30 protein-coding genes and 1 pseudogene are annotated in these 21,812 nt (G+C 67.2%); 13 read left to right on the plus strand and 18 right to left on the minus strand.

The annotated features are described in order from the left end of the window. Both Q8L83_RS09770 and petA read right to left on the minus strand, forming a co-directional pair. Window positions 1-372: pseudogene (locus Q8L83_RS09770) on the minus strand (cytochrome b/b6); the annotation flags it as partial. Between the two features lie 5 nt (window positions 373-377). Further along, complete coding sequence (gene petA / locus Q8L83_RS09775; RefSeq protein ID WP_305286431.1) at window positions 378-932, minus strand: ubiquinol-cytochrome c reductase iron-sulfur subunit; 555 nt, start codon at window positions 930-932, stop codon at window positions 378-380. Window positions 933-1,170: 238 nt separating this feature from the next. On the opposite strand from petA, the gene Q8L83_RS09780 reads away from it, so the two are divergent. The 3 genes from Q8L83_RS09780 (at window position 1,171) to Q8L83_RS09790 (ending at window position 3,295) form a co-directional block, all read left to right on the plus strand. Then, window positions 1,171-1,632: a tRNA (cytidine(34)-2'-O)-methyltransferase gene (locus Q8L83_RS09780; protein WP_305286434.1), complete on the plus strand. Its 462-nt coding sequence runs from the start codon at window positions 1,171-1,173 to the stop codon at window positions 1,630-1,632. 116 nt (window positions 1,633-1,748) lie between these two features. Beyond that, on the plus strand, window positions 1,749-2,636 hold the full coding sequence (gene hemF / locus Q8L83_RS09785; RefSeq protein WP_305286436.1) for an oxygen-dependent coproporphyrinogen oxidase: 888 nt from the start codon (window positions 1,749-1,751) through the stop codon (window positions 2,634-2,636). A 53-nt stretch (window positions 2,637-2,689) separates the two neighbouring features. Beyond that, window positions 2,690-3,295, plus strand: a complete 606-nt coding sequence (locus Q8L83_RS09790; RefSeq protein WP_305286438.1) for a DUF1131 family protein — start codon at window positions 2,690-2,692, stop codon at window positions 3,293-3,295. 28 nt (window positions 3,296-3,323) lie between these two features. Here the strand turns inward: Q8L83_RS09790 and Q8L83_RS09795 are convergent, their stop codons facing one another. From Q8L83_RS09795 to Q8L83_RS09825, 7 genes are read right to left on the minus strand one after another with little or no spacing between them, the layout of a single operon-like run. Beyond that, entirely contained in the window at window positions 3,324-3,461 is a 138-nt protein-coding gene (locus tag Q8L83_RS09795; RefSeq protein WP_305286440.1) for a hypothetical protein, read from the minus strand. A 35-nt stretch (window positions 3,462-3,496) separates the two neighbouring features. Continuing rightward, window positions 3,497-4,210: a type 1 glutamine amidotransferase gene (locus Q8L83_RS09800; protein WP_305286441.1), complete on the minus strand. Its 714-nt coding sequence runs from the start codon at window positions 4,208-4,210 to the stop codon at window positions 3,497-3,499. 10 nt (window positions 4,211-4,220) lie between these two features. Further along, window positions 4,221-5,471 carry a CCA tRNA nucleotidyltransferase gene (locus Q8L83_RS09805; RefSeq protein WP_305286443.1) on the minus strand — a complete coding sequence of 417 codons (1,251 nt, stop codon included), beginning with the start codon at window positions 5,469-5,471 and terminating at the stop codon, window positions 4,221-4,223. Continuing rightward, complete coding sequence (locus Q8L83_RS09810) at window positions 5,468-5,746, minus strand: hypothetical protein (RefSeq protein ID WP_305286445.1); 279 nt, start codon at window positions 5,744-5,746, stop codon at window positions 5,468-5,470. The genes Q8L83_RS09805 and Q8L83_RS09810 overlap by 4 nt, the downstream gene beginning before the upstream one ends. Further along, window positions 5,739-6,383: a CoA pyrophosphatase gene (locus Q8L83_RS09815; protein WP_305286447.1), complete on the minus strand. Its 645-nt coding sequence runs from the start codon at window positions 6,381-6,383 to the stop codon at window positions 5,739-5,741. The genes Q8L83_RS09810 and Q8L83_RS09815 overlap by 8 nt, the downstream gene beginning before the upstream one ends. After that, the gene (locus Q8L83_RS09820; protein WP_305286449.1) at window positions 6,380-6,955 is read right to left on the minus strand and encodes a DUF1285 domain-containing protein; all 576 of its coding nucleotides are present in this window, start codon (window positions 6,953-6,955) and stop codon (window positions 6,380-6,382) included. Before Q8L83_RS09820 ends, Q8L83_RS09815 begins: the two co-directional genes overlap by 4 nt. A 31-nt stretch (window positions 6,956-6,986) precedes the next feature. Continuing rightward, complete coding sequence (locus Q8L83_RS09825; RefSeq protein ID WP_305286450.1) at window positions 6,987-7,523, minus strand: GNAT family N-acetyltransferase; 537 nt, start codon at window positions 7,521-7,523, stop codon at window positions 6,987-6,989. Window positions 7,524-7,777: 254 nt separating this feature from the next. Between Q8L83_RS09825 and Q8L83_RS09830 the strand changes: the two genes are divergently transcribed. Next, window positions 7,778-9,046, plus strand: coding sequence for an MFS transporter (locus Q8L83_RS09830; protein WP_305286452.1), 1,269 nt, complete (start codon window positions 7,778-7,780; stop codon window positions 9,044-9,046). A 35-nt stretch (window positions 9,047-9,081) separates the two neighbouring features. Beyond that, a complete protein-coding gene (locus Q8L83_RS09835; RefSeq protein ID WP_305286454.1) occupies window positions 9,082-10,014 on the plus strand; it encodes an SDR family NAD(P)-dependent oxidoreductase in 933 nt (310 codons plus the stop codon). A 144-nt stretch (window positions 10,015-10,158) separates the two neighbouring features. Here the strand turns inward: Q8L83_RS09835 and Q8L83_RS09840 are convergent, their stop codons facing one another. Both Q8L83_RS09840 and Q8L83_RS09845 read right to left on the minus strand, forming a co-directional pair. Next, complete coding sequence (locus Q8L83_RS09840) at window positions 10,159-10,947, minus strand: SDR family oxidoreductase (RefSeq protein WP_305286456.1); 789 nt, start codon at window positions 10,945-10,947, stop codon at window positions 10,159-10,161. Then, on the minus strand, window positions 10,944-11,273 hold the full coding sequence (locus Q8L83_RS09845; RefSeq protein WP_305286458.1) for a nuclear transport factor 2 family protein: 330 nt from the start codon (window positions 11,271-11,273) through the stop codon (window positions 10,944-10,946). The genes Q8L83_RS09840 and Q8L83_RS09845 overlap by 4 nt, the downstream gene beginning before the upstream one ends. Before the next feature lie 115 nt (window positions 11,274-11,388). On the opposite strand from Q8L83_RS09845, the gene Q8L83_RS09850 reads away from it, so the two are divergent. Beyond that, entirely contained in the window at window positions 11,389-12,291 is a 903-nt protein-coding gene (locus Q8L83_RS09850) for a LysR family transcriptional regulator (RefSeq protein ID WP_305286460.1), read from the plus strand. 23 nt (window positions 12,292-12,314) lie between these two features. Here the strand turns inward: Q8L83_RS09850 and Q8L83_RS09855 are convergent, their stop codons facing one another. Together Q8L83_RS09855 and Q8L83_RS09860 are read right to left on the minus strand one after the other, a co-directional pair. Then, a complete protein-coding gene (locus tag Q8L83_RS09855; protein ID WP_305286462.1) occupies window positions 12,315-13,175 on the minus strand; it encodes a hypothetical protein in 861 nt (286 codons plus the stop codon). 75 nt (window positions 13,176-13,250) lie between these two features. Beyond that, the gene (locus Q8L83_RS09860) at window positions 13,251-13,673 is read right to left on the minus strand and encodes a MarR family winged helix-turn-helix transcriptional regulator (protein ID WP_305286464.1); all 423 of its coding nucleotides are present in this window, start codon (window positions 13,671-13,673) and stop codon (window positions 13,251-13,253) included. 139 nt (window positions 13,674-13,812) lie between these two features. Between Q8L83_RS09860 and Q8L83_RS09865 the strand changes: the two genes are divergently transcribed. Further along, window positions 13,813-14,781, plus strand: a complete 969-nt coding sequence (locus Q8L83_RS09865) for an alpha/beta fold hydrolase (protein ID WP_305286466.1) — start codon at window positions 13,813-13,815, stop codon at window positions 14,779-14,781. A 106-nt stretch (window positions 14,782-14,887) separates the two neighbouring features. On the opposite strand, the gene Q8L83_RS09870 is transcribed toward Q8L83_RS09865, so the two are convergent. Continuing rightward, window positions 14,888-15,472 carry a GNAT family N-acetyltransferase gene (locus Q8L83_RS09870; RefSeq protein ID WP_305286467.1) on the minus strand — a complete coding sequence of 195 codons (585 nt, stop codon included), beginning with the start codon at window positions 15,470-15,472 and terminating at the stop codon, window positions 14,888-14,890. Between the two features lie 256 nt (window positions 15,473-15,728). On the opposite strand from Q8L83_RS09870, the gene Q8L83_RS09875 reads away from it, so the two are divergent. Further along, on the plus strand, window positions 15,729-16,199 hold the full coding sequence (locus tag Q8L83_RS09875) for an RpiB/LacA/LacB family sugar-phosphate isomerase (protein WP_305286468.1): 471 nt from the start codon (window positions 15,729-15,731) through the stop codon (window positions 16,197-16,199). Here Q8L83_RS09875 and Q8L83_RS09880 read toward each other — a convergent pair. Next, window positions 16,196-16,483, minus strand: coding sequence for a DUF3175 domain-containing protein (locus Q8L83_RS09880; protein WP_305286470.1), 288 nt, complete (start codon window positions 16,481-16,483; stop codon window positions 16,196-16,198). The genes Q8L83_RS09875 and Q8L83_RS09880 overlap by 4 nt on opposite strands. A 107-nt stretch (window positions 16,484-16,590) precedes the next feature. On the opposite strand from Q8L83_RS09880, the gene Q8L83_RS09885 reads away from it, so the two are divergent. From Q8L83_RS09885 to Q8L83_RS09905, 5 genes are all read left to right on the plus strand, one after another. Then, window positions 16,591-16,938, plus strand: a complete 348-nt coding sequence (locus tag Q8L83_RS09885) for a helix-turn-helix transcriptional regulator (protein ID WP_305286472.1) — start codon at window positions 16,591-16,593, stop codon at window positions 16,936-16,938. Continuing rightward, a complete protein-coding gene (locus tag Q8L83_RS09890) occupies window positions 16,935-17,408 on the plus strand; it encodes an SRPBCC family protein (RefSeq protein ID WP_305286474.1) in 474 nt (157 codons plus the stop codon). Before Q8L83_RS09885 ends, Q8L83_RS09890 begins: the two co-directional genes overlap by 4 nt. After that, window positions 17,405-18,058: a glutathione S-transferase family protein gene (locus Q8L83_RS09895; protein ID WP_305286476.1), complete on the plus strand. Its 654-nt coding sequence runs from the start codon at window positions 17,405-17,407 to the stop codon at window positions 18,056-18,058. The genes Q8L83_RS09890 and Q8L83_RS09895 overlap by 4 nt, the downstream gene beginning before the upstream one ends. A 61-nt stretch (window positions 18,059-18,119) precedes the next feature. Beyond that, the gene (locus Q8L83_RS09900; protein WP_305286477.1) at window positions 18,120-18,476 is read left to right on the plus strand and encodes a hypothetical protein; all 357 of its coding nucleotides are present in this window, start codon (window positions 18,120-18,122) and stop codon (window positions 18,474-18,476) included. Between the two features lie 87 nt (window positions 18,477-18,563). Further along, entirely contained in the window at window positions 18,564-18,974 is a 411-nt protein-coding gene (locus tag Q8L83_RS09905; RefSeq protein ID WP_305286479.1) for a DUF4279 domain-containing protein, read from the plus strand. Between the two features lie 47 nt (window positions 18,975-19,021). Here the strand turns inward: Q8L83_RS09905 and Q8L83_RS09910 are convergent, their stop codons facing one another. From Q8L83_RS09910 to Q8L83_RS09920, 3 genes are read right to left on the minus strand one after another with little or no spacing between them, the layout of a single operon-like run. Beyond that, window positions 19,022-19,879 carry an NAD(P)-dependent oxidoreductase gene (locus tag Q8L83_RS09910; protein ID WP_305286480.1) on the minus strand — a complete coding sequence of 286 codons (858 nt, stop codon included), beginning with the start codon at window positions 19,877-19,879 and terminating at the stop codon, window positions 19,022-19,024. Then, complete coding sequence (locus tag Q8L83_RS09915; RefSeq protein ID WP_305286481.1) at window positions 19,876-20,838, minus strand: oxidoreductase; 963 nt, start codon at window positions 20,836-20,838, stop codon at window positions 19,876-19,878. Before Q8L83_RS09915 ends, Q8L83_RS09910 begins: the two co-directional genes overlap by 4 nt. After that, window positions 20,835-21,617, minus strand: coding sequence for an enoyl-CoA hydratase-related protein (locus Q8L83_RS09920; RefSeq protein ID WP_305286482.1), 783 nt, complete (start codon window positions 21,615-21,617; stop codon window positions 20,835-20,837). Before Q8L83_RS09920 ends, Q8L83_RS09915 begins: the two co-directional genes overlap by 4 nt. Window positions 21,618-21,812: the final 195 nt, after the last annotated feature.

The following is a 21,812-nucleotide window of genomic DNA, read 5'->3' on the forward strand; positions in this document are numbered from 1 at the left end:
GCGGGGCGCCTTGTAGGACCCGTAATAGAGGCCGCGGAACATGTGGATGTAGACCGCGATGAAGAACATCGAGGCCCCGTTGGCGTGCATGTAGCGCACCAGCCAGCCGTAGTTCACGTCGCGCATGATGCGCTCGACCGAGGCGAAGGCGTGGTCGATGTGCGGCACGTAGTGCATGGCCAGCACGACGCCGGTGACGATCTGGATCATCAGGCAGACCGCGAGGATCCCCCCGAAGGTCCACCAGTAGTTCAGATTCTTGGGCGTCGGATAATCGACGACGCTGTCCCAGCCGAGCCGGATGATCGGCAGGCGCGTATCGAGCCAGCGCTCGACGCCCGTCTTGGGTTCATAGGTGGAATGTCCGCTCATCGCTGTCAGCCCACCTTGACCGTCGTGTCGGAAAGAAACTCGTAGTCCGGCACCGCCAAGTTCAGGGGCGCAGGCCCGCGGCGGATACGGCCAGACGTGTCGTAGTGCGAGCCGTGGCAGGGGCAGAACCAGCCGCCGAAGTCGCCGCCGCCGAAGGTCGGCACGCAGCCCAGATGGGTGCAGGAGCCGATCAGGATCATCCACTCGGCCTTGCCGGGCTTGTGACGCTCGGCGTCGGTCTGCGGATCGGGCAGGTTGGCGTTGTCGTCAGCGACCGCCGAGGCGATCTCGGCCTCGGTGCGGCGACGGATGAAGAGCGGCTTGCCCCGCCACTTGATCGTCACCTGCTGGCCAAGGGACACCTTCGTCAGATCGAAATCGACGGAGGCCAGGGCCAGGGTGTCGGCCGAGGGGTTCATCTGGTCGATGAACGGCCAGGCCAGCGCGCCCACGGCGCCCACGGCGGCCGCGCCTGCGGCGATGTGAATGAAGTCGCGCCGGTTCGGGTCTTCGCCCGAGGCGTGAAGATCGGGATTTTCGCCCACGACGGTGTCAGCCACCTTTAAGCTACCCTTCGGTTGAGGCTGCGGCTCCCTGAGGAACCGCCGCCCGTTCGGACGCTCACGACAAATCTCGCGACGCCCCGCCTTCGGCCCGACCAGAAGCTCTGGACAGGCCTGTTTCGGAACCCATACAGGGACGGAAGAGTTTTCGCACTGCATCGCCGCAAAACAAACGCGGCGTCGCGTCGCGATTCGTCTCACGCCCCCGACCAATCCCGTGGCTGGATCGCTTAGAATGCGTTTGGCGCTTTTTCAACCGGACATTCCGCAAAACGTTGGCGCGGCCCTCAGACTGGCCGCCTGCCTCGATGTCGATCTAGAGGTGATCGAGCCCTGCGGTTTCCCGCTATCCGATAAGGCGGTGCGCCGTGCAGCCCTGGATTATGGCCGTCTGGCCCGCTGGACACGGCGTGCGAGCTTCGCTGAGTTCATGGCGGCGCCGGAGCGATCCGAGGGCCGGCTGGTGCTGTTCACCACCCGCGGCGCCCAGCCCCTGCACAGCTTCGCCTTCAAGCCGGGCGACACCTTGCTGTTTGGCCGCGAGAGCCAGGGGGTCCCGCCGGAGGTGCATGAGGCGGCCGAAGCGCGCCTGCTGATTCCGCTCGCCCCGGAGGCCCGTTCCCTCAATCTCACCGTTTCGGCGGCCATCGGTCTTTCGGAGGCGTTGCGCCAGACCGATGGATTCCCTAGAGCCTGATGCGATCAGACGGAATCGTCTGATCGTTGAATCAGGCTCTAAACTCTAAGTCTTGAGCGCGTTTCGTCCGATAACCGGTTCCCACTTATCGGAACGCGCTCTAAGCCCCTTGTCCCATGACAGACGCAGCCGATCTCGCCGCCACGCTCGAAGACCGCAACATCCGCGCCCGGGCCTGGTTCGACACCCTGCGCGACCAGATCGTCGCCACCTTTGAACAGCTCGAGGACGAGGCGCCGATCGACCTCTATCCCGGCGAGCCCGGGCGGTTCGAATTGACCCCGTGGGACCGGCCGGCCGGCGGCGGCGGCGTGATGGGCTTCATGAAGGGCGGCCGCTTCTTCGAAAAGTGCGGCGTCCATATCAGCCTGGTGCACGGCGTTTTCAGTCCGGAGATGGCCGCCACCATGCCCGGCGCCGACAAGGACCCCCGCTTCACCGCCACGGGCATCAGCCTGATCGCCCATATGCGCAATCCCCACGTGCCGGCCGTGCACATGAACACCCGCTTCCTGGCCACCAGCCAGAGCTGGTTCGGCGGCGGCGCCGACCTGACGCCCACCCAGGACTATCAACGCAACCAGGAAAATCCTGACGCGGTCGCCTTCCATGGCGCGCTGAAGGCCGCCTGCGACCGCCATGACCCTGAATGGTACGGCCCCTACAAGGCCCGCTGCGACGAGTACTTCTTCCTGCCCCATCGCAACGAGCCGCGGGGAATCGGCGGCATCTTCTACGATCACCACAATTCCGGCGACTGGGAGCGGGACTTCGCCTTCACCCAGGATGTGGGTCGGGCCTTCGCCGAGGTCTATCCCGCCATCGCCCGGGGCCGGATGGCCACCCCCTGGACCGAGGCCGACCGCCAGGAGCAACTGGTGCGCCGGGGCCGCTATGTGGAGTTCAACCTGCTCTACGACCGCGGCACCATGTTCGGCCTGAAGACCGGCGGCAACATCACCTCGATCCTCTCGTCCATGCCGCCCATGGTCAGCTGGCCCTGATCTGGGCCTGAGCGATGTTTGCCTCGCAGACCTTGGCCGTGCGAGGATCGGGCATGCGAAATCTGATATTCACGGCCTTGGCGGGCGCGCTTCTCGCCGCCTGCGGGCCGCAGGCCAGCGCGCCTGGCGAGACATCCGCGGTCCCGCCGCCCGCGCCCAAGCCGGCCGTCGTTGGCCCCATCCTGATCACCTTCAGCGAGCGGGGCGCCGGCGAGATCAACGGCGAAACGGCCATGGACGTACGTCGGCTGGGCGGGCTGTTTCCGGAATCCACGGTCCGCCGGGCGCCGCCCCGCGACGGGGATACGACCCCGACCATCACCGTGCGCCGGGCTGACGGCCTGGAGCTCGACCTTCGGTCGGCGGCCGACGCGCCGACCGTCAGCCGCATCCTCGGCCGCGCCGGGCCCGTGACCGGCCCGCAGGGCGAAGAGCTTGGCGCCTCCTGGAGCCAGATGGGGTTCCTCACCGAAACCTGCGCCCGGGGCGCTGGCGACATGGCGGGCGCCCTGATCTGCTATCGGCAGGGCGCGCCGCGCCTGGGCTATGTATTTGGGCTTCCAGGCTTTACCGGCCCCGCAAACGCCGTCCCGGACGAGGACTTCCTCGATGAGAACGCCCGTCTCAACGCCTTCATGTGGTCGGCCCAGGCGGGCTAGGCGCCAACGGACTCAGGGGGCCGTCGCGCTAGATGATGTCGTCCAGCAGGGCGACGAAGCCATCGGGCGAAAGCGGCCGGGGATTGGCCGCCTGACTCTCGACGCTGGCCACCAGCAAGGCCGCTACGGCGCTGGCGGCGACGAAGATCAGCTTTGGAGGGGTCATGCCGGGGGCCCTTTGCGACTGGCGATCTCTCACACCTAACCTCGCCGGGCCGGGATCGTTGCGAGAAAAGCCTCGATCCAGCCGCCGACACGCGAGGCGTCGTTGGGCGCCGCATAACTGGCCACCGCCTGATCAGCCTGCGCATCGTCATAGCGACTGCCCCGGCGCGCCTCGATCAGCGCGCGGGCATAGGCCGGCTCGAACTCCGGGTGCAGCTGGATGGAGATGGCCGGCTGGTCCTCATAGGCCAGCATGCCGAAGGGCGTGAAATCGCTGGCGGCCACCACCCGGGCGCGGGGCGGGGCCTGGACCACCTGATCCTGATGCGACGCCGCCACGGCGATGGGGGCCGTGCTGTCCATCCAGGGGGCCGGATCCGTCACCTCATAGGTGTGCAGGCCAACGCCCCACCCCTTGGGCGACTTGATCACCTCCCCGCCGAAGGCCTGGGCCATGATCTGGTGGCCGAAACAGACGCCGACGAGCCCTGCCCGCCCCTTGGCCGCCCGCAGGAAATCGCTGAGGCCCTCGATCCAGGGCAGGGCCTCATAGACCCCTGCCGACGAACCGGTGACCAGATAAGCCTCGCAGACCTCCGGGCTCGCCGGCAATTCCCCGGCCTCGGCGTCAAACACCACATAGTCGTGGGTGTCCGGCCCCAGCAGAGCCTGGAACATGTCGGGATAGCCGCCGAACTGCGTCTCCAGCGGCGCCGGGGGCGCGCCGGTTTTGAGAATGCCGAGCTTCATGGGGCCGCCCTTAGTAGGCCATGCCCTGGGCGACAGCCTTGAGCTTTTCGATGGCCGAGAACTTGTCGTCGAGGAAGTCGTGGTCGATCCACCAGTCCTCGACCTCCTGCAGCACCTGGCCGACCATCGGCCCCTTGGGCACGCCGGCATGGACCACCTCGTCCCCGGTCAGGGGGAAGGGTGGCGGAGTCCAGCTGTCGCCCAGCGCCAGCAGGCCGCGCCACTGGGCCGCCGTGGCCGTACGATTGGAGCGCGCCCAGGCAAGCTTGACCCGGTCGTGGAAGGTCCCGGTCCCCAGGGCATAGACCGCCCGACGGGATTCCCGCGGGCTCATCCAGCTGGTGATGCGAGGCCCCTGCCCCTTGGCGGCGACCAGGCGATCGCGCTCGGCGTTGGACAGCCGCAGGCGCTCGGCCGCCTGGGCCACGCCGATCTGGTCGGCCGGCAACAGGCAGGCCAGGCGCAGGATCGGATCGCACTCGAAGAGCATCTCGCTCTCGATCTCCACCAGGGCGTCGAAGTCGTGCAGGTCGGCCACGGCCGGCACGATCACGTCCAGCACGCCGGCCTCGGCCATCAGCCGCACGCTGGCGCGCGGATCATCGGCGGCCAGCAGCTTGAGCAGTTCCTTGGACACCCGTTCGCCGGGTCGATCGGTCAGGCTGTCGCGCAGGGCCTGGCAGGCGGCCAGGGCGTCGGGGTCCGGCGCGCCGCGGCCATACCAGGCATGGAAGCGGAAGAAGCGCAGGATGCGCAGATAGTCCTCGGCGATCCGCGTGCGGGCCTCGCCGACAAACACCACCTGACCGGCGCGGGCCGCCGCCAGACCGCTCCCAAGGGGATCATGGATCGTCCCGTCGCGCTCGGCATAGAGGGCGTTGAGGGTGAAGTCCCGGCGCTGGGCGTCCTCGGTCCAATCGGTGGTGAAGGCCACCACGGCGCGGCGGCCATCGGTCTCCACATCCCGGCGCAGGGTGGTGATTTCGAAGGTCTGGCCGTGGGCGAGGGCCGTGATGGTGCCGTGGTCGACGCCGGTGGGAATGGCCTTCAGGCCCGCTGTCGTCAGCGCGGCGGTGACCTCGTCCGGGGTCAGGGTGGTGGCGATGTCGATATCGCTGACCGGCTGGCCCATGACGGCGTTGCGGACAGCGCCGCCCACCACCCGGGCGCATCCTGGACCACCGCGGGCCTCCAGGGCGTCGAACACCGCAGCCGTCGGAGCAGCGCTCAACCAGGGGCGTGGACCAAGGCTCTCGCTCATGGGGCCGGCGTTTCCTTTTCCTCGAAGCGGCCTGGGGCGACCCGGCCGCCTTCTGTGACTTCCGCGGGCACATAGACCTCGCCGCGGTTGTCCGATTGGAACACGACCATGAACAGCAGCGAAAGGCCAAACAGCACCGCCGAGGCCGTGGCGAGCCAGGCCCAGGGCGTCGCGCCCATCGGTCGGCCGGTGCGCTTGGCGTATTCGGCCCAGACAAACCACACCACGAAGGGCAGTGCGATCAGCACCGAACGGAGGAGAAAGACCCTAAGCAACCGCGCCTCCATACAGCCGATCATAGAGCGACCGGAGCATTCCGGCCGTCGCGCCCCAGATGAACCTGTTCTCGTGCGTCATGGCGTAGAAACGTCGCAGCTGGCCAGAAAACTCCCGCTCATGTTCCTCGTGGTTGGCGGGATCCATGAGAAATCCGAAGGGCGTCTCGAACACATCGGCCACCTCGGCCGGGTTGGGGGCCAGGGTGAAATGGGGCTCGATAAAGCCCACCACCGGGGTCACCAGGAAGCCAGTGCCGGTCCGATAGGGGGTCGAGAGCCCGCCCAGGGTGACCAGGGTGCGGGGGATGCCGACCTCTTCCTCGGTCTCGCGGAGCGCCGTCTCCCAGACCGTCTCGCCCGGATCGCGGCGCCCGCCGGGAAAGGCGATCTGGCCGGTATGGCGGCGCAGGGTGTCGGCCCGCCGGGTCAGCAGCACCGAATAGCCGTGCTCGCGCTCGATCAGGCCCACCAGCACCGAGGCAGGCGTCAGGGGTTCGGGCTCATCGGCCAGGTCGGCTGAGCGGGGTTCGAAGTCCGAGGCCACCACGCCGTCCACGGGGTCGTGGTCTTCCAGGGGATCAAGTCGCTGGGTGATCCATTCGCGCAGCGCCCCGGCGGGCGAACTGGGACTCACGAGACCGGCGCCTCCGAGCGGCCGAGGGGAAACCAGACGCCGGCCGACTCCACGCCCAGCACGCCGTCCCGCTCCTGGGCCATCTCGACCAGTTCATAGAAGACCGGGCGGCTGATCAGGGCCTCGAGACCGCGGCGCACATGCAGATAGGGGCGCGGCTCCTGGGTGGTCGGGTCGATCTCGACCCGGAGGGCGTTGTCGGGGCCGGCTTCGACCACATCGCCGACATTGGTGCTGAAGCTGAGCACCGGCGCGCCGTCCATCTGGGCGACATCCAGGGCGTTGGCGATGAACGGCGCATCCTCCACCGTGATCTTCATCTTCTCCACCGGCGTCACCAGCCAGTAGCCGTCAGGGTCCTTGCGCAGGACGGTGGAGAACAGGCGCACCAGGGGCGCCCGGTTGATCGTCGCGCCCTCATGAATCCAGCGGCCATCGGCCTTGATGACGATGTCGATTTCGCCGGAATGGGCCGGATTCCACAGGTGAACGGGGGGCAGGCCGCGGCCCGGCGCCTGCTTGGCCGCCGCGATCACCCCATCAAGGCCAGCCTTGGAGTCGAGCTCTGTCATGGCTCAAAGGTAGGCGTGCGCGAGGTGCGCCTCAAGGCGCCGTAACGGCGCCCTGCAGCGGGGCCTGATCGCCGTTATCGCCCCGCAGGCGCTTGAGCAGCAGCCGGCGGGGATCGACTGGCCCTGGCATCACCACGCCGGCCGTAGGTTCGGCCGAAAAGCCCAGCCGGCCGAAGAAGGGCGGATCGCCCACCAGCAGCACCTCGGAAAAGCCTGCGGCGGCGGCGGCCGCACACGCGACCTCCACCAGCCGGGCGCCGGCCCCGAGGCGCCGCGCCGCGGCGTCCACAGCCAGCGGCCCCAGGAAGATCAGCCGGCGGCCGCCGACGGCGATCTCGGACTGGCGCACCACGCCTACGAGGCGCGCGCCCTCCCAGGCGCAGAAGGACAGGTCGGTTCGCAGGGGGGCGATCTCTCGCACCCGCTCCGACGCCTTCACAAAGCGGCCAGGACCAAAGGCGTGATCCAGCAGGGCATCGATGGCGGGGCCATCTGCGGGGGTTTCGGCGCGAATATCGGGGGCGGGACTCGGGACGGAGTCCGCAAGGGGAACGAAGGCGGCGGTCATGGGCGAACTTTGCGGCGAACTTTGCAGGCTGCGAGACAGACGAACCCGGCCCGCAGCATCGGCGGCGCCAGGCGGCTCTAGAGGACGCGGATCTCGCGCCCGGTTCGTCGCAGCGCACGCATGGCGCCCCTCGCGGTCAGCCCTGGCGATCATGTCGCCGGAAGCGCGCCCGATAAGGCCCCTGCGCCCCAAGGTCAATCGAAACCGAATCGGCCGTTGCGAGGGGCCCGCGCTCAGGTCAAGTTGCGCCGCCCATGTCCCAGTCCCCTCCCGAGTCGCCGGCGTCAGACCCCCTCCCCTCCGCCCGCGCTCTGCTGAGCCAGCGGAGCTATCTGCTGTTCTGGGGCTCGCGCTGGGCCAGTTCGATCGGCGTGCAGGTCCAGAGCGTGGCGCTTGGCTGGCAGATCTACGAGCTGGCGCGGCGGACCATGAGCGTCGCCGAGGCCGCCTTCGTGGTCGGCATGGTGGGCCTGGTGACCTTCATTCCGGTCTTCCTGCTGACCCTGCCGGCCGGCGAGGCCGTGGACCGCTATGACCGGCGCAAGATCCTACTGGCCTGCTACGCCGTCGAGATGACCAGCGCGGGCATCCTGGCCGTCGCCACCTGGCGGGACGTCGCCTCGGTGCCGCTGCTGCTGTGCGTGGCCGCCGTGTTCGGCGCGGGACGGGCCTTCATGTCGCCGGCCGGCACGGCGCTCGGCCCCATGCTGGTGCCCCGCAGCCTGCTGCCCCGGGCCATCGCCTGGAATTCACTGGCCTGGCAGACCGCCGCCATTGCAGGCCCGGCCATCGGCGGCCTGCTGCTGGCCCGCTCGACGGCGCTGGCCTACGAGACCGCCTTCTGCCTCTACGTCGCCGGCGCGACCCTCACCTTCTTCATCAACGGCCGCACCAAGCCCGACCTGCAGCCGGGCTCGCGCCTCGCCCTGATCAAGGAGGGTCTGGTCTATGTGTGGCGCCAGAAGATCGTCTTCGGCGCCATATCGCTGGACCTGTTCGCCGTGCTGCTGGGCGGGGCCACGGCCCTGCTGCCGGTCTTCGCCCGCGACATCCTGCATGTGGGCGAGGAGGGCTTTGGCCTGTTGCGCGCCGCGCCGGCCATGGGGGCGACGCTCATCGCCCTGGTGCTGGCGGCCCGCCCCATTCGCTCCAATGCGGGGGTCACCATGTTCGCCGGGGTCGCGGTCTTTGGCCTGGCGACCATCGTCTTTGGGATCTCGCGCTCGCTCTGGCTGTCGGTGGCGGCGCTGGCCATCCTGGGCGGCGCCGACATGCTCAGCGTCTATGTGCGCCAGACCCTGATCCAGCTGGTCATTCCCGACAATATGCGCGGCCGGGTGGCGGCGGTTTCAACCCTGTTCATCGGCGCGTCCAACGAACTGGGCGAGTTCCGCGCCGGGGTCTTCGCCCGTTTCATGGGGGTGGTGGCGGCCGCCGTGGTCGGCGGCGTGGGCACGTTGATCGTCACCGGCCTTTGGGCCAAGTTCTTTCCCGACTTGCGCAAGGCTGACCGCCTCGAATAACAATTCGCGCAATATTCTTTTAGGGAGATAGATCTATGGGCGTATTAGACGGCAAGGTTGTCCTCGTCACCGGGGGCGGCAACGGCATTGGACGTGAGTGCGCGCTGATCGCCGCGCAGCAGGGCGCCAAGGTTCTGGTCAATGACCTGGGCGGCGGCCTGAAGGGCGAAGACGAGGGTTCAGCGGGCCCGGCCGAGCAGGTCGCCCAGGAAATCCGCGCCGCCGGCGGCGAAGCGGCCTCCAACTCGGAAAGCGTGACCAGCTACAAGGCGGTCGAAGGCATGGTCGAACAGGCCATGGACACCTTTGGCGGCCTGCATGCGGTGATCAATCCGGCCGGCATCCTGCGTGACGTGATGTTCCACAAGATGTCGGAAGACGACTGGGACAAGGTCATCGACGTGCACATGCGCGGCTCGTTCAACGTGGCCCGCGCCACCATCGAGCTGTTCCGCAACCAGAACGACGGCGCCTACATGTTCTTCACCTCGACCTCGGGGCTGTTGGGCAATATCGGCCAGGCCAATTACGGCGCGGCCAAGATGGGCATCGCTGGCCTGTCGCGGATCATCGCCATGGAGGGCGAGCGCAATAACGTCCGCTCCAACTGCCTGGCCCCCGTCGCCTGGACCCGCATGACCCAGTCGGTCCCGGTGAAGGACGAAGCCGCCGCCAAGCGCCGCGAGGCCATGGCCGCCGCCATCCGTCCCGACCAGCCGGCCCGCCTGTCGGTGGCCCTGGTGTCGCCGGCCGCCGCCCACGTCTCGGGCCAGGTGTTCGGCGCCTCGGGTGAGAACATCATCCTCTACTCGCAGCCGCGTCCGATCTCGACCCAGACCAAGGAAGAGGGCTGGAGCGTCGACACCATCCTCTCGGAAGCCGTCCCGGCCATGAGCGAGAAGTTCTTCCCGCTGTCGCGCGGCCCCCTGGCCAGCCAGGGCGCCGCCCCGGCCAAGCAGGGCGCCTAAGCCCTAAAGGGTCGATCAGACCGCAACGACGAGGCCCCGGCTCACGATGAGCCGGGGCCTTTTCTGTTGGGCTTCGAGGCGCCGCGCGGCGAGGTCAGGCGTGTGCTCACGCTCAACCGAACGCCAGCAGGGCGTCGCCTGCGATCAGACGGTCGGGATGGTCCCACCGTCAACGACGAGCTCAGCGCCATGGATCGAGGAGGCGCGGTCCGAGGCGAGGAAGGCGATGGCTTCGGCGACTTCGAGGGGTTCGGCGCCCCGACCGATCGGAATGCCGCCGAGGCCTTTCAGGACGAGCTGACGCGCGTCCTCCAGCGTGCCGCCGTTGGCCTCCTGCAGACGCTGCAGGAACACATCGGCCCCATCGGTCATGATCCAGCCGGGGGAGACGGAGTTGACCCGAACGCCTTTCGGACCCAGCTCCTTGGAGATCGACTTGCTGTAGGTCCGAAGCGCCGCCTTGGCGGCGGCGTAGGCCGTGGTCGCATCCGGGAGAGGCAGGACCGACTGGATGGACGTGACATGCACCACCGCGCCAGCGCCCCGCTCGACCATCTGCGGGATCAGGAGGCGGTCAAGGCGAACCGCGGCGAGAAGGTTGAGGTTCAGCTCGGACAGCCAATAGTCGTCCGTCAGCATGCCGAAGCCGCCCCCTGGCGTCGTCGAGCCGCCGAGGACGTGAGCCAGAATATCCACGCCGCCCAGACGGTCGATCGCCGCCTTCGCCAGGGCTTGCCCGCCCTCGGCCGTCGTCAGATCGGCCTGGACGAACTCGACGCCGTCGATGGGCTCTTGGGCTGCGCGGGCGGAGGTGATCACGCGGGCGCCGCCGGCCAGGAACCGGTCGACGGTGGCGCGGCCAAGGCCTTTGGTGCCGCCGCTGACGAGCACGCGCTTGCCGGCGAACTCGGTCGGGTCAGGCTTGCGATTCATCCCGTGACCTCCAGCGTCTTGATCGCGTCGCCTTCGAGGGTGAAGCGATAGATGAAACGGATCGGGCTGCCCGGAAAGTCGCCGTGGGCGGGGCCTTCGACGATCACCTCAGCGCCCTCGCGCCGGAGGGAGTCGGGCGTGAAGATCGCCTTCACGGGAACCACTTCCTTCTCCAGCAGCCCTCGGATTTCCGAGCGCCCCTGAAAGACGGCGCCGTTGTCACGAAAGACGGCGTCCGGCGCGAAGGTCTGAAGCATGGCCTCGATGTCGAGGCGGGCGTTGGCGGCCACATAGGCGGCGATGGAGGGGGGAAGGTCTAGCGACATGGACTTGTCCTGCTTGCTGCGCAGCCGTCAGCTACGGTCACCAATGAAGGTAGCGATAGACAGACCACGCGATAATCGGGACATTTGAGGACGCTCCATCACGAGATTCGGGACAATGTTCACTGGACTGACTGAGCTGGACGCCGTCCTGATGGTCGCCCGGCGGGGCAAGTTTCGCGCGGCGGCGCTTGAACTGGGCATGTCGACCACGGCGCTCAGCAACGCAGTGGGAAAGCTGGAGCGCCAGCTTGGCGTACGGCTCTTCAATCGAACGACGCGCAGCGTTTCGCTGACAGAGGCGGGCGAGCGGTTCATCGCGAAGGTGGCGCCGGCCATCGGCGAAATTCATGAGGCGATGAGCATCGCCCGCTCCCAGCAGGCCACGCCTGCGGGCGTTTTGCGGATCAACGCCTTTCCAACGGCGGCGCGCGAGATCTTCCCGTGGCTCGTCCTGCCGTTCTTGCGCGCCTATCCCCAGGTTCAGATCGACATCGTCACAGAGAGTCGACTGGTCGACATCGTCGCAGGCGGGTTCGACTTCGGCGTCCGCAGCGCCGACCTCGTGCCGATCGACATGATCGCCCTGCCTCTGGGCGTGGCGCGACGCAACGTCGTGGTTGGCGCGCCGGAATATCTGAAGGCGCATGGGACGCCCGTGACGCCCGAGGACCTCGCACACCATGTGTGTTTCCGCGTTCGCCTTCCCAATGGCGCGATCTATCGCTGGCCCTTCGAGAAGGCGGGGCGTTCGGCGCACATCGACGTCGAAGGCGTGCTGACGCTCGACGAGGCAAGCCTTGCACGGGCCGCCGCGCTCGCGTCGGTCGGTCTCACCCTGGCGATGGAGTCCGATGTGCGTGACGACATCGAAGCAGGTCGGCTTGTGTGCGTGCTTGAGGACTGGACCCCCAAACTCGCGCCTCTCAGTCTTTACTACCCCAACCGGCGCAACCCCAGCGCCGCATTCAAGGCGTTCATCGACTTCGCGCGTCAGCATTATGAAACCGCCAGCGCCTGAGGGCGTCGGCGGGTCGGCCGACCTCAATAGAGGGGCTCAGTCTCCCATCCGGTGAAGCTCAGCATGACCAGGCCCAAGGCGCGCACGCTTCCCTGGTCCGGCGTCCAGCGCTCGACATAGCGATAGCGTCCTCGGTCCACGCCCTCGAAAATCCACTGCGCCCCGTCGTACCCCCACCGGCAGGACACCGCCTTGAGCCGCAGGCCGTTCGCAGCCGACAGGGCTCTGCGGAACTGGTGCGCCTCGTCCTGACTCAAGTCCTTGCTGATCCGCGCCTCAATCGAGCCCGGTACGTAGCCTCCCATGCCCGAAAGACGAGAAGCCGTCATGAGCAAGGCGCCGCTCTTAGCCCGCTCGATGCGTATTATGATGGGCTTTTCGAATGATCTGAGCCAGGTGAACCGATAAACGTCCCGCCTGGGCGTCCCTTGTTTCACCGCCTCCAGCAACGACGGCTCACCGGCCGCCGCCAGATGGCGAGAATACCAGGCCACTTCCCAGTCATCCAAGACAGGCGCATTCCCGTTCTCTCTACAGGTATAGGTCGTTCGCATGAGCGAAGCGGGAAAGTAGCCTAGGGCCGCGTTTGCCCGTTCAGGGACCTTCGTCTTCGATGGCTCGGCATAGCCTGCGGCCGGTGGGCCAGGGATGTGCTGCAGGGGGAAGGCATGTTTCCCCGCCACGGCGGACGCCCCGACCCCGAAGGCGACAGAAAGCAAAAACACCGCCAGGAGGACCACGTAGCTGACCGGCCGCGTCGCCCGGCTCACCCCGATGAGCGGGCCGATCAGGGCGAAGCGGCCTGTGACCAGGGCGTAGATCCACGCGGCGGCTAGGGCTGCCGTGAGGCCGACGACCGAGAGGAACATCACAAGCTGAGCCATTGGGCTCAACTTACTGGACCCGCGAGCTCCTGCAACGCGGTGTGTGGAGTTCGCGCCCTTAGCCAGGCCGCTGGCTCAGGCCTTGTTGATCTGGTCGCGGAGGGCCTGGATCTGCTTGTTCAGCGCCTCCAGATCCTGCCCGGACATCCTGGACCGCTCGATCAGACTGTCGCCGAGGCAGTCGGACCTTTCGAGGAGCGCCTGGCCCTCGGGAGTCAAGTTCACCTCCACCCGTCGTTCGTCATCGAGACTGCGCGTCCGGGTCACCAGGCCCGCCGCTTCGAGGCGCTTCACCAGGGGCGTCACCGTGCTGGATTCCAGATCCAGGCGCGCGGCCACGCCGCCAATGGTCAGGCCGCCCGCCTCCCCCAGCACGCTCAGCACGAGGTACTGCGGGTAGGTCAGCCCCAACTCGTCGAGCAGGGGCTTGTAGGCCCGGGTGACCGCCATGCTGGTGGCGTACAATGTGAAGCAAATCTGTTGGTCCAATGGGCGCACGCCGCCTCTCCTCTGTCGCAAAACCTTCTTATCACAAAAATAGATATCGCGATAAGAAATATCTGGACATCGCGAAATGGCGCAGCCAGAGGTTTTGTTATCGCGATAAACGTTGTCGCAAACACCAATGGAGATGACCATGACTGTGTCCCATCAGGCTTCCCGCCGCGGCGTCATGACCGCCGGCCTCGGCATCGCCGCGCTCTCGGCCGCTACGGTCGCTCAAGGCGCCGAGCCCAAGACCGCCCAGACGCCCCGTGGCGCCGACCGCGCCGAAAGCGGCTATGTCACCACCCAGCACGGCGTGCAGATCTTCTACAAGGACTGGGGTCCGAAGGACGCGCAACCGGTCGTCTTCCATCACGGCTGGCCCCTGTCCTCCGACGACTGGGACGCCCAGATGATGTTCTTCCGGCTGCAGGGCTATCGGGTGATCGCCCACGACCGACGCGGCCATGGGCGCTCGACCCAGACCGACAGCGGCAACGAGATGGACACCTACGCCGCCGACGTGATCGCCCTGGCCGACGCCCTGGACCTGAAGAACGCCATCCATGTCGGCCATTCCACCGGCGGCGGCGAGGTCGCCCGCTATGTGGCGCGCGCCAAGCCCGGCCGGGTCTCGAAGGCCGTGCTGATCGGCGCGGTGCCGCCGATCATGCTGAAGACGCCGGCCAATCCGGACGGCCTGCCTATGGAGCTGTTCGACGGCTTCCGCACGTCCCTGGCCGCCAACCGCGCCCAGTTCTTCCGCGACATCCCCGAGGGGCCGTTCTTCGGCTTCAATCGCCCCGGCGCCAAGGTCAGCCAGGGTCTGATCGACAACTGGTGGCGGCAGGGCATGGCCGGCGGCGCCAAGGCCCACTACGACTGCATCAAGGCCTTCTCGGAGACCGACTTCACCGAGGACCTGAGGCAGATCGACGTCCCTGTGCTGATCCTGCACGGGGAAGACGACCAGCTCGTCCCCATCGCCAACAGCGCGCATCTGGCCATCAAGCTGGTGCGGCAGGGGACGCTGAAGACCTATCCCGGCCTGCCGCACGGGATGGCGTCGACCCACCCGGACCTGATCAACGCCGACCTGCTGGCCTTCTTCAAGTCCTAGGCTGGTCGATCAGAGCACGCGAGAGGCCCCGGTTCGCGTGAGCCGGGGCTTTTTCGGCGTTAGGGGGCGTCCTCGGGCGCGGCGCCTTGGCCGCGATCACCGAAGCTTAGCGAATTGCCGCGCCTCCCCTTCGCGACCGCCACGCCTCCTGATTGAGCCGCCAGAACGCTGTCTCTTTGACGCCCTCGACATACTCGCCGACGCCCATGTGCCGGAGGGTGAAGCCTTGCTTCTCCTTGATGCGCTGCGAGGCGCGGTTGGCGCTGTTCGTGCTCACCTCGATAAAGGGCCAGTCCAGCACCTCGAAGGCATACGCGTTCACCGCGTCGGCGGCTTCCGTCATCAGGCCGCGGCCCCAGTAGTCCTGGGCCAACCAGAAGCCGCGCATGGAGCCGACGCCGGCGTCCGGCCGCAGGTCGATGCGGCCTATCAGTTCGTCGTCTCCGCCCTTGAGCGTGATCGCCCAGTAGAACTGTTCGCCGCGGGCGCGTGTCTCCAGGCATGCGCGGATATGGGTTTCCGCTCCGTCGGCCGGGTAGGGCCAGGGCGTTCTCGCCATCATGTGGCGCACCATCGCCCAGTGCGGGAAATGGCGCTGAACGGCCGGACTGTCTTCGAGCCTCAAGGGGCGGAGGACCAGTCGCTCCGTCTCAAGACGCGGCGTTTCGGGAAGGGGTAAAAGGAAGGGCATCACAAGGGTCTCCTGAATTGGGAGGCCGGATGCATGCTTTCCAAGAAGAAGCCCCGGCCGTCCTCGGCGGGGCTTGGGTCGACGGCTAGGTGTCGCGCACGCAGCCGGCTCCACGCCCCGCAAGGGTGACGCAATTGGTGCTGGCTGACGTATTGAGAGCGCGATCCATGCCGTTGCTGTTATCAAGGCCGCGCCTCAAAATCCATGGGCGTTTCCGCTGAGACCCGAGCGCCCTCGCCGCACGCCGGATCGCCCCATGCCCCAGCATCTGACCGACAAGCCCATCGCCATCGCCTCCGACCATCGCGGGGTCGCCTTGAAGGCGCATCTGTCCGCGTGGCTGGTCGCCCACGGCTACGGCGTGAACGACTTCGGGGCGAACAGCGCGGCCGAGCGGGTCGATGCGATGGACTATGCGGTTCGGTTGGTCGATGAGGTCGGCGCGGGCCGGTCTGACTTCGCCATCGGCATCTGCGGCAGCGGACAGATGATGGCGATCACCGCCAACCGCTTCCCCTTCATGCGCGCGACACTGCTTCATACGGCCGCCGAGAGCGGTCCGGCGCGGGAGCATGGCGACGCCAATATGCTGGTCCTGGGCGCTGACACCGTCGATGAGGCGAGCGCCGCGCAAATCCTGAAGGTCTTCCTCAGCACCGCGCCCCTGGACGACCGCTATGCCGAGCGTCGCGCGCGATTGGCCCGGCTGGACACCTCCAGGCCCTAGTCGGTCTCCCGCCCGAAGGCCTTGCGCAGTTCGTCCTTGGCCGCCTCCAGGGTCTTGCGCTGCTGGGCGGGCAAATTGTCGCCAGCGCGGTTGATATAGAAGGTCAGCATGGACATGGCCGACTGGAAGGGCGTGCCCTTCCGGCGGTGGCTGCGCTCGGCCGAGCGCTTGAGCGAGGCGGCGATCTTCGCCGGATCGTCGAGGGTGAAGACGTCCTCTTCCAGATCCAGGGCGTCGCTGTGTTCGGTCACGTCCTGCGACCATTTTTCGGTTTTCTGACTCATCTGGCCTTCCTCCTCTCGGGGGAACTCGCCGTGCGGCCTGCGGTTTCGAGGGTGTCGCTTAAGCGAGCGCTTGACTCTCAAGACGTGGCCGCTAAAAACTTAAGTCAATGCTACAGCATCACTCCGAGCGCCTCGACATCGCCTTTCAGGCCCTGTCCGATCCGGGACGCCGCGCCATGGTCGAGCGGCTGAGCCTCGGGCCGGCCTCGGTCAGCGAACTGGCGAGGCCCCTGCCCATGACGCTTTCGGCCGTGGTCCAGCACCTCCAGGTTCTGGAAGCGGCAGGGCTGGTGAAGAGCCAGAAGGTGGGCCGCGTGCGCACCTGCAGCCTGGAGATCGGCGCCATCGCCCAGATCGAAGGCTGGATCACCGAGCGCCGGCGGTTCTGGGCGCAGCAGTATGACCAACTGGAGGCCTATCTGGCCCAGACCGCCCCGCAGGAGGGGGACAAATGACGCTGATCAACGCCACCTTCACCATCGAGCGGGCGCTGGCCGCCACGCCGGCCCGGGTCTTCGCCGCCTATTCGAGCCTGGAGGCCAAGATGGCCTGGTTCAAGGCGCCGGCCGATATCGAGACCCTGAACCGCGACTTCGACTTCCGCGTCGGCGGCAAGGAGCGGTTCCACGCCCGCTGGCCGGACGGCAAGGTCACCGACTTCCAGGCCACCTACCACGACATCGTCGAGAACGAGCGGATCGTGCTGGTCTACGACATGTTCCACAACGACGAGAAGCTGTCGGTCTCCCTCCAGACCCTGGAATTCCGGGCGCAGGGCGACGGGACCCGGCTGATCCACACCGAGCAGGGCTCCTATTTCAGCGGCGGCGTCGAGGCCGTGAAGGGCCGCGAGCACGGCACCACCTGGCACGTGGACAATCTGGTGGCCTTGATGGAGGGGCGGGAAGCCCGGGCCTTCGCATGACCCTGGAATTTTTCGCCCACCCCTTCTCGTCCTACTGCCAGAAGGCCCTGATCGCCTTCTATGAGAACGACGTTCCCTTCGCCTACCGGATGCTGGAGGACCCCGGCGTCGGCGAGGAGTTCGCCGAGCTGTGGCCATTGAAGCGCTTTCCGATCCTGCGCGCGGACGGACGGGTGGTGCTGGAGGCTTCGGTCATCATCGAATATCTGCAGGTTCATCATCCGGGGCCTGTAAGGCTGATCCCGGACGATCCCGACCTGGCGCTGGAGGCGCGCATGCTGGACCGCGTCTTCGACAACTACGTCATGACGCCCCAGGGCAAGTTCGTCTACGACTCCCTGCGGCCCGCCGACCAGCGCGATCCGCTCGGAGTGGATGAGGCGCGCCAGATGCTGGACGCCAGCTATGCCTGGCTCGACCAGCGCATGCAGGGCCGCACCTGGGCCGTGGGCGACACCTTCACCCTGGCCGACTGCGCCGCCGCCCCGTCGCTCTTCTATGCCGACTGGACCTATCCGATCCCGGAGGCCTGCGCCGCGCTCAAGGCCTATCGCCAGCGCCTGTTGCAGCGGCCGTCCTTCGCCCGCGCGGTGAATGAGGCCCGCCCCTTCCGCCACTACTTCCCGCTGGGGGCTCCGGACCGGGACTAGGGTGATCGGCTGGCGCCAATCTTGCTTAACGCCAGGCGAGATTGATCAGCGGAGCCGAACCATGGTCGCCAGCATTGGCGCTTCCAACCCCTTTGCGGCCCTGACGGCGTCGAACCCGTTCGCGCGGGATCAGAGCCGCGCCGACAAGCCCCAGGGCCCCAGCGTGACCGACGAGATCGGCCAGGCCGGCGGCTTCTATGAGTGGCAGAAGAAGGTGAAGCGCGAGAAGCTTGAGGAGATGATCCGCAAGCAGGTCGAGACCGAGTTCGCCGCGCAGGGCGGCGGCGACCCTCAGGCGCTGAAATCGGCCATCGCCGAAGAGATCGCCAAGCGCCTGCGCGAGGCCATCGAGCAGGAGGCCAAGGCCGACGCCCAGTCTGGCGACGCCAAGGGCGCCATCATCGACATCGCGGTCTAGACCGGGCCAGCTAGCTCGGAAACTAGCGACGCCCACCGCCGCTCAATGCAAAGTGCCTTGCCCCCAAATTACGAGCGGCAGAGTCGCATGGCTGAAATCTCGCAAACTGCAGCTAGCCTTCGATTGTTTGGCGATGACCTTGACCCAGACGAGGTGACGCAGTTGCTGGCCGCGGCCCCTACACAGTGGGGCCGAAAGGGCGACATCAGGGCGGGTCCGACGCAACACTATGTCGAAAAAACTGGCCGCTGGCATTTCAGCGCGCCCGACGCGCAGCCGGGCGATCTGGAAGGCCAAATAGTACGAATTCTCGCATCGCTCACGCCGGATACGGCCGTCTGGACCGGACTGTCCAAACGCTTCAGCATCGACATGTACTGCGGCCTGTTCATGAGAGAGACGAACGAAGGGCTGGAACTTAGTCCGGAAACGCTCCACGCCATGGGTCAGCGAGGCATCAGCCTCATTCTGGACATCTACGATCCCGTTTCAGATTGAAGTCCAAAGTCGGTCGGAAGCTGACGCCAACTAGTAGGTGGTCATCCTCACCCGATCTTCACGCCAGGGGGCGGGACGGGGTCCTCCGGCACGAAGAAGTCCGGCATCAGGGGCGCGGTGGGATCGACCCGGTACTTGTCGAAGTCCCGCTCGCCCTCGCCATAGAGGAAGGTGTCGTCGATCAGGAAGTTGCCGGTGAAGTCGCGGGCCGGCTTGTTGAAGATGGCGTAGGCGGCGTCGGCCATGATGTCGGTGGTGCGGCAGCTCTTCATGCCCTCTTCGCCGGCCAGGGCGAACTGGATGGCGGCGGTGGCGATGCCGGTGCGGGGCCAGAGCGCATTGAAGGCGATCCCGTCCTCGCGGAATTCCTCGGCCATGCCCAGCACGCACATGCTCATGCCGAACTTGGCCATGGTGTAGGCCACATGGCCCTTGAACCAGCGGGGGTTCATGTCCAGCGGCGGCGACAGCATCAGGACGTGGGGATTGGCGCTGCGCTTCAGGTGGGGGATGCAGGCCTTGGAGGTGAGGTAGGTCCCCCGGGCGTTGACCTGGTTCATCAGGTCATAGCGCTTCATCTCGGTCTGCAAGGTGCCGGTCAGCTGGATGGCCGAGGCGTTGTTCACGCAGATGTCGATGCCGCCGAATTTCGCCGCCGCCTGCTCGACGGCGTCCATCACATTGGCCTCGTCGCGGACATCGACGATCAACGGCAGGGCCTTGCCGCCGGCCTTCTCGATCTCCTCGGCGGCCGAATAGATGGTGCCGGGCAAATGCTTGTGGGCCTCTGCGGTCTTGGCGGCGATGGCGACATTGGCGCCGTCGCGGGCCGCCCGCAGCGCGATGGCCAGGCCGATGCCGCGGCTGGCGCCGGTGACGAACAGGGTCTTGCCTTGCAGGCTCATAGGGTCGCTCCCACGGTTTCTTCGGTGAGGATCCACAGCCGCTCTGCGGCTTCCGGATCCAGGGCGTGGTCCATCACGCCCTGGTTAGGCTTGTCCTTGGTCCAGGGCATGGCCACCGAGCAGTCCTCCAGATAGAGGCCGCCTTCGCCTTCCAGCTCCTCGGCCACGGCGGCCCAGACGCTGGTCGACGCGCCCTGTTCCGGGGTCTTGAAGCCCTCGACCGGCTTGCCGTCCTCGTCCAGCCAGCCCATGGCCGCCATCTCGTCCTCGGTCAGGTGGCGCTGCAGCGGGGTCATGATGCCGCCGGGCATGACGGCGTTGGCGTTGATCCCGTGCTCGGCGAAGCGTTCGTCGAAGGCCACGGCGAACAGCGCATTGGCCGTCTTGGACTGCCCATAGGCCTCCCACTTGTCGTAGGGCCTGTTGCGAAAATGGACGTCGTCGAATTGGATCGGGCTGCGGCGGTGGCCGATGGACGACAGGCTGACCACGCGGGCGGCGCGATCGGCCTCGGCGGCGTTCATCAGGGCCCGGGCCAGGCCGATGCTCAGCAGGAAGTGGCCGAAGTGATTGACCCCGATCTGCATCTCCAGATCGTCCGAGGTGTATTCCAGCGGGCAGGCCATGACCCCGGCATTGTTGATCAGCACGTCCAGGGGTTCATCCCCCCAGGCGTCGACAAAGGAGCTGACCGAGGACAGGCTGGCCAGGTCCAGCGTGCCGGCCACGACGCGATCGGCGCCGATGCTCTCATTGATCTGTACGGCCGCCCGCTCGCCGGCTGAACGGTCGCGGACCGCCAGCATGACGTCGGCCCCCGCCCCGGCCAGGGCGCGTGCCGTCTCCAGGCCGATGCCGCTGGCCCCGCCAGTGACGATGATGTTGCGGCCCGAAAGATCATGCTCGCCCGCGACGATGCGGGCCGGTGTGAAGGCGCCGAACCTCGAACCGAAACTCACCGGCCGCTGACCTTGGCGAAGTCCGGGGCGCGTTTTTCGGCGAAGGCGGCGAAGGCCTCCTTGGCTTCCGGCGATTTGAGCTGGTCGGAGAAGTGACGGCCCTCCCGGTCCATGCGTTCGGCCAGACCGACGGGGTCACGCATCAGCGCCTTGGTGATGGTGACGGCGGCCGGCGGCCGGGCGGCGACAGCCATGGCCGCGGCGCGCGCCCGGGCGCGCAGTTCTTCCCGGGGCAGGACCTCGTTGGCGATGCCCCAGGCGAGCGCCTTCTGGGCGTCGACGGCCTCGCCGAGCACGAACATGGAAAAGGCCCGGGCATGACCGATGCGGTCGGGCAGGGTCAGGCTGGAGGCGGCCTCGGGCACCAGGGCCAGGTTCACGAATGGCGTGGTCAGCACCGAGTCCTCGCTCAGATAGACGAGGTCGCAGTGCAGCAGCATGGTGACGCCGACGCCCACGGCGCGGCCATTGACGGCGGCCACCAGGGGCGTCTTGGCCCGGGCGAGCGCCGCCAGCAGGGGATTGCCGCCGCGGCGGGCCTCATTGGCCGGCGCCTCGCCCGCATTGACCGCCGCGAAGTCCGACAGGTCGTTGCCGGCGGTGAACATGTCGCCCTCGGCCTGGAACAGGATGCAGCGGACATCCTTGTCGAATTCGGCCGCATCGATGGCGTCGCCCAGGGCCTGGTACATGTCCCGGGTCAGGGCGTTCTTCTTTTCCGGGCGATTGAGGGTCAGGGTCAGGACCCCATCGGACGTCTGCGCGATCACATGGCTCATGTGGGGGTCCTCTCCATTGGTCTTACTTCGTAAATTCTAGGCTGCGGCGCCGGACGCGTCGACGCCGTTCTGAACAGCGCCTGTGACCCGCCGCCGCAGGCCGGGGCGCAGCCTGCATCGAGAGGCGGCGTGTCAGCCCCCGTTCATGTGCGCCGATCAAGGATCGTGGAAGAGCAAGAGAGGCGAAAACCCGTG

Origin of the sequence: Phenylobacterium sp., assembly GCF_030680185.1 — a bacterium.
Lineage (GTDB): Bacteria > Pseudomonadota > Alphaproteobacteria > Caulobacterales > Caulobacteraceae > Phenylobacterium.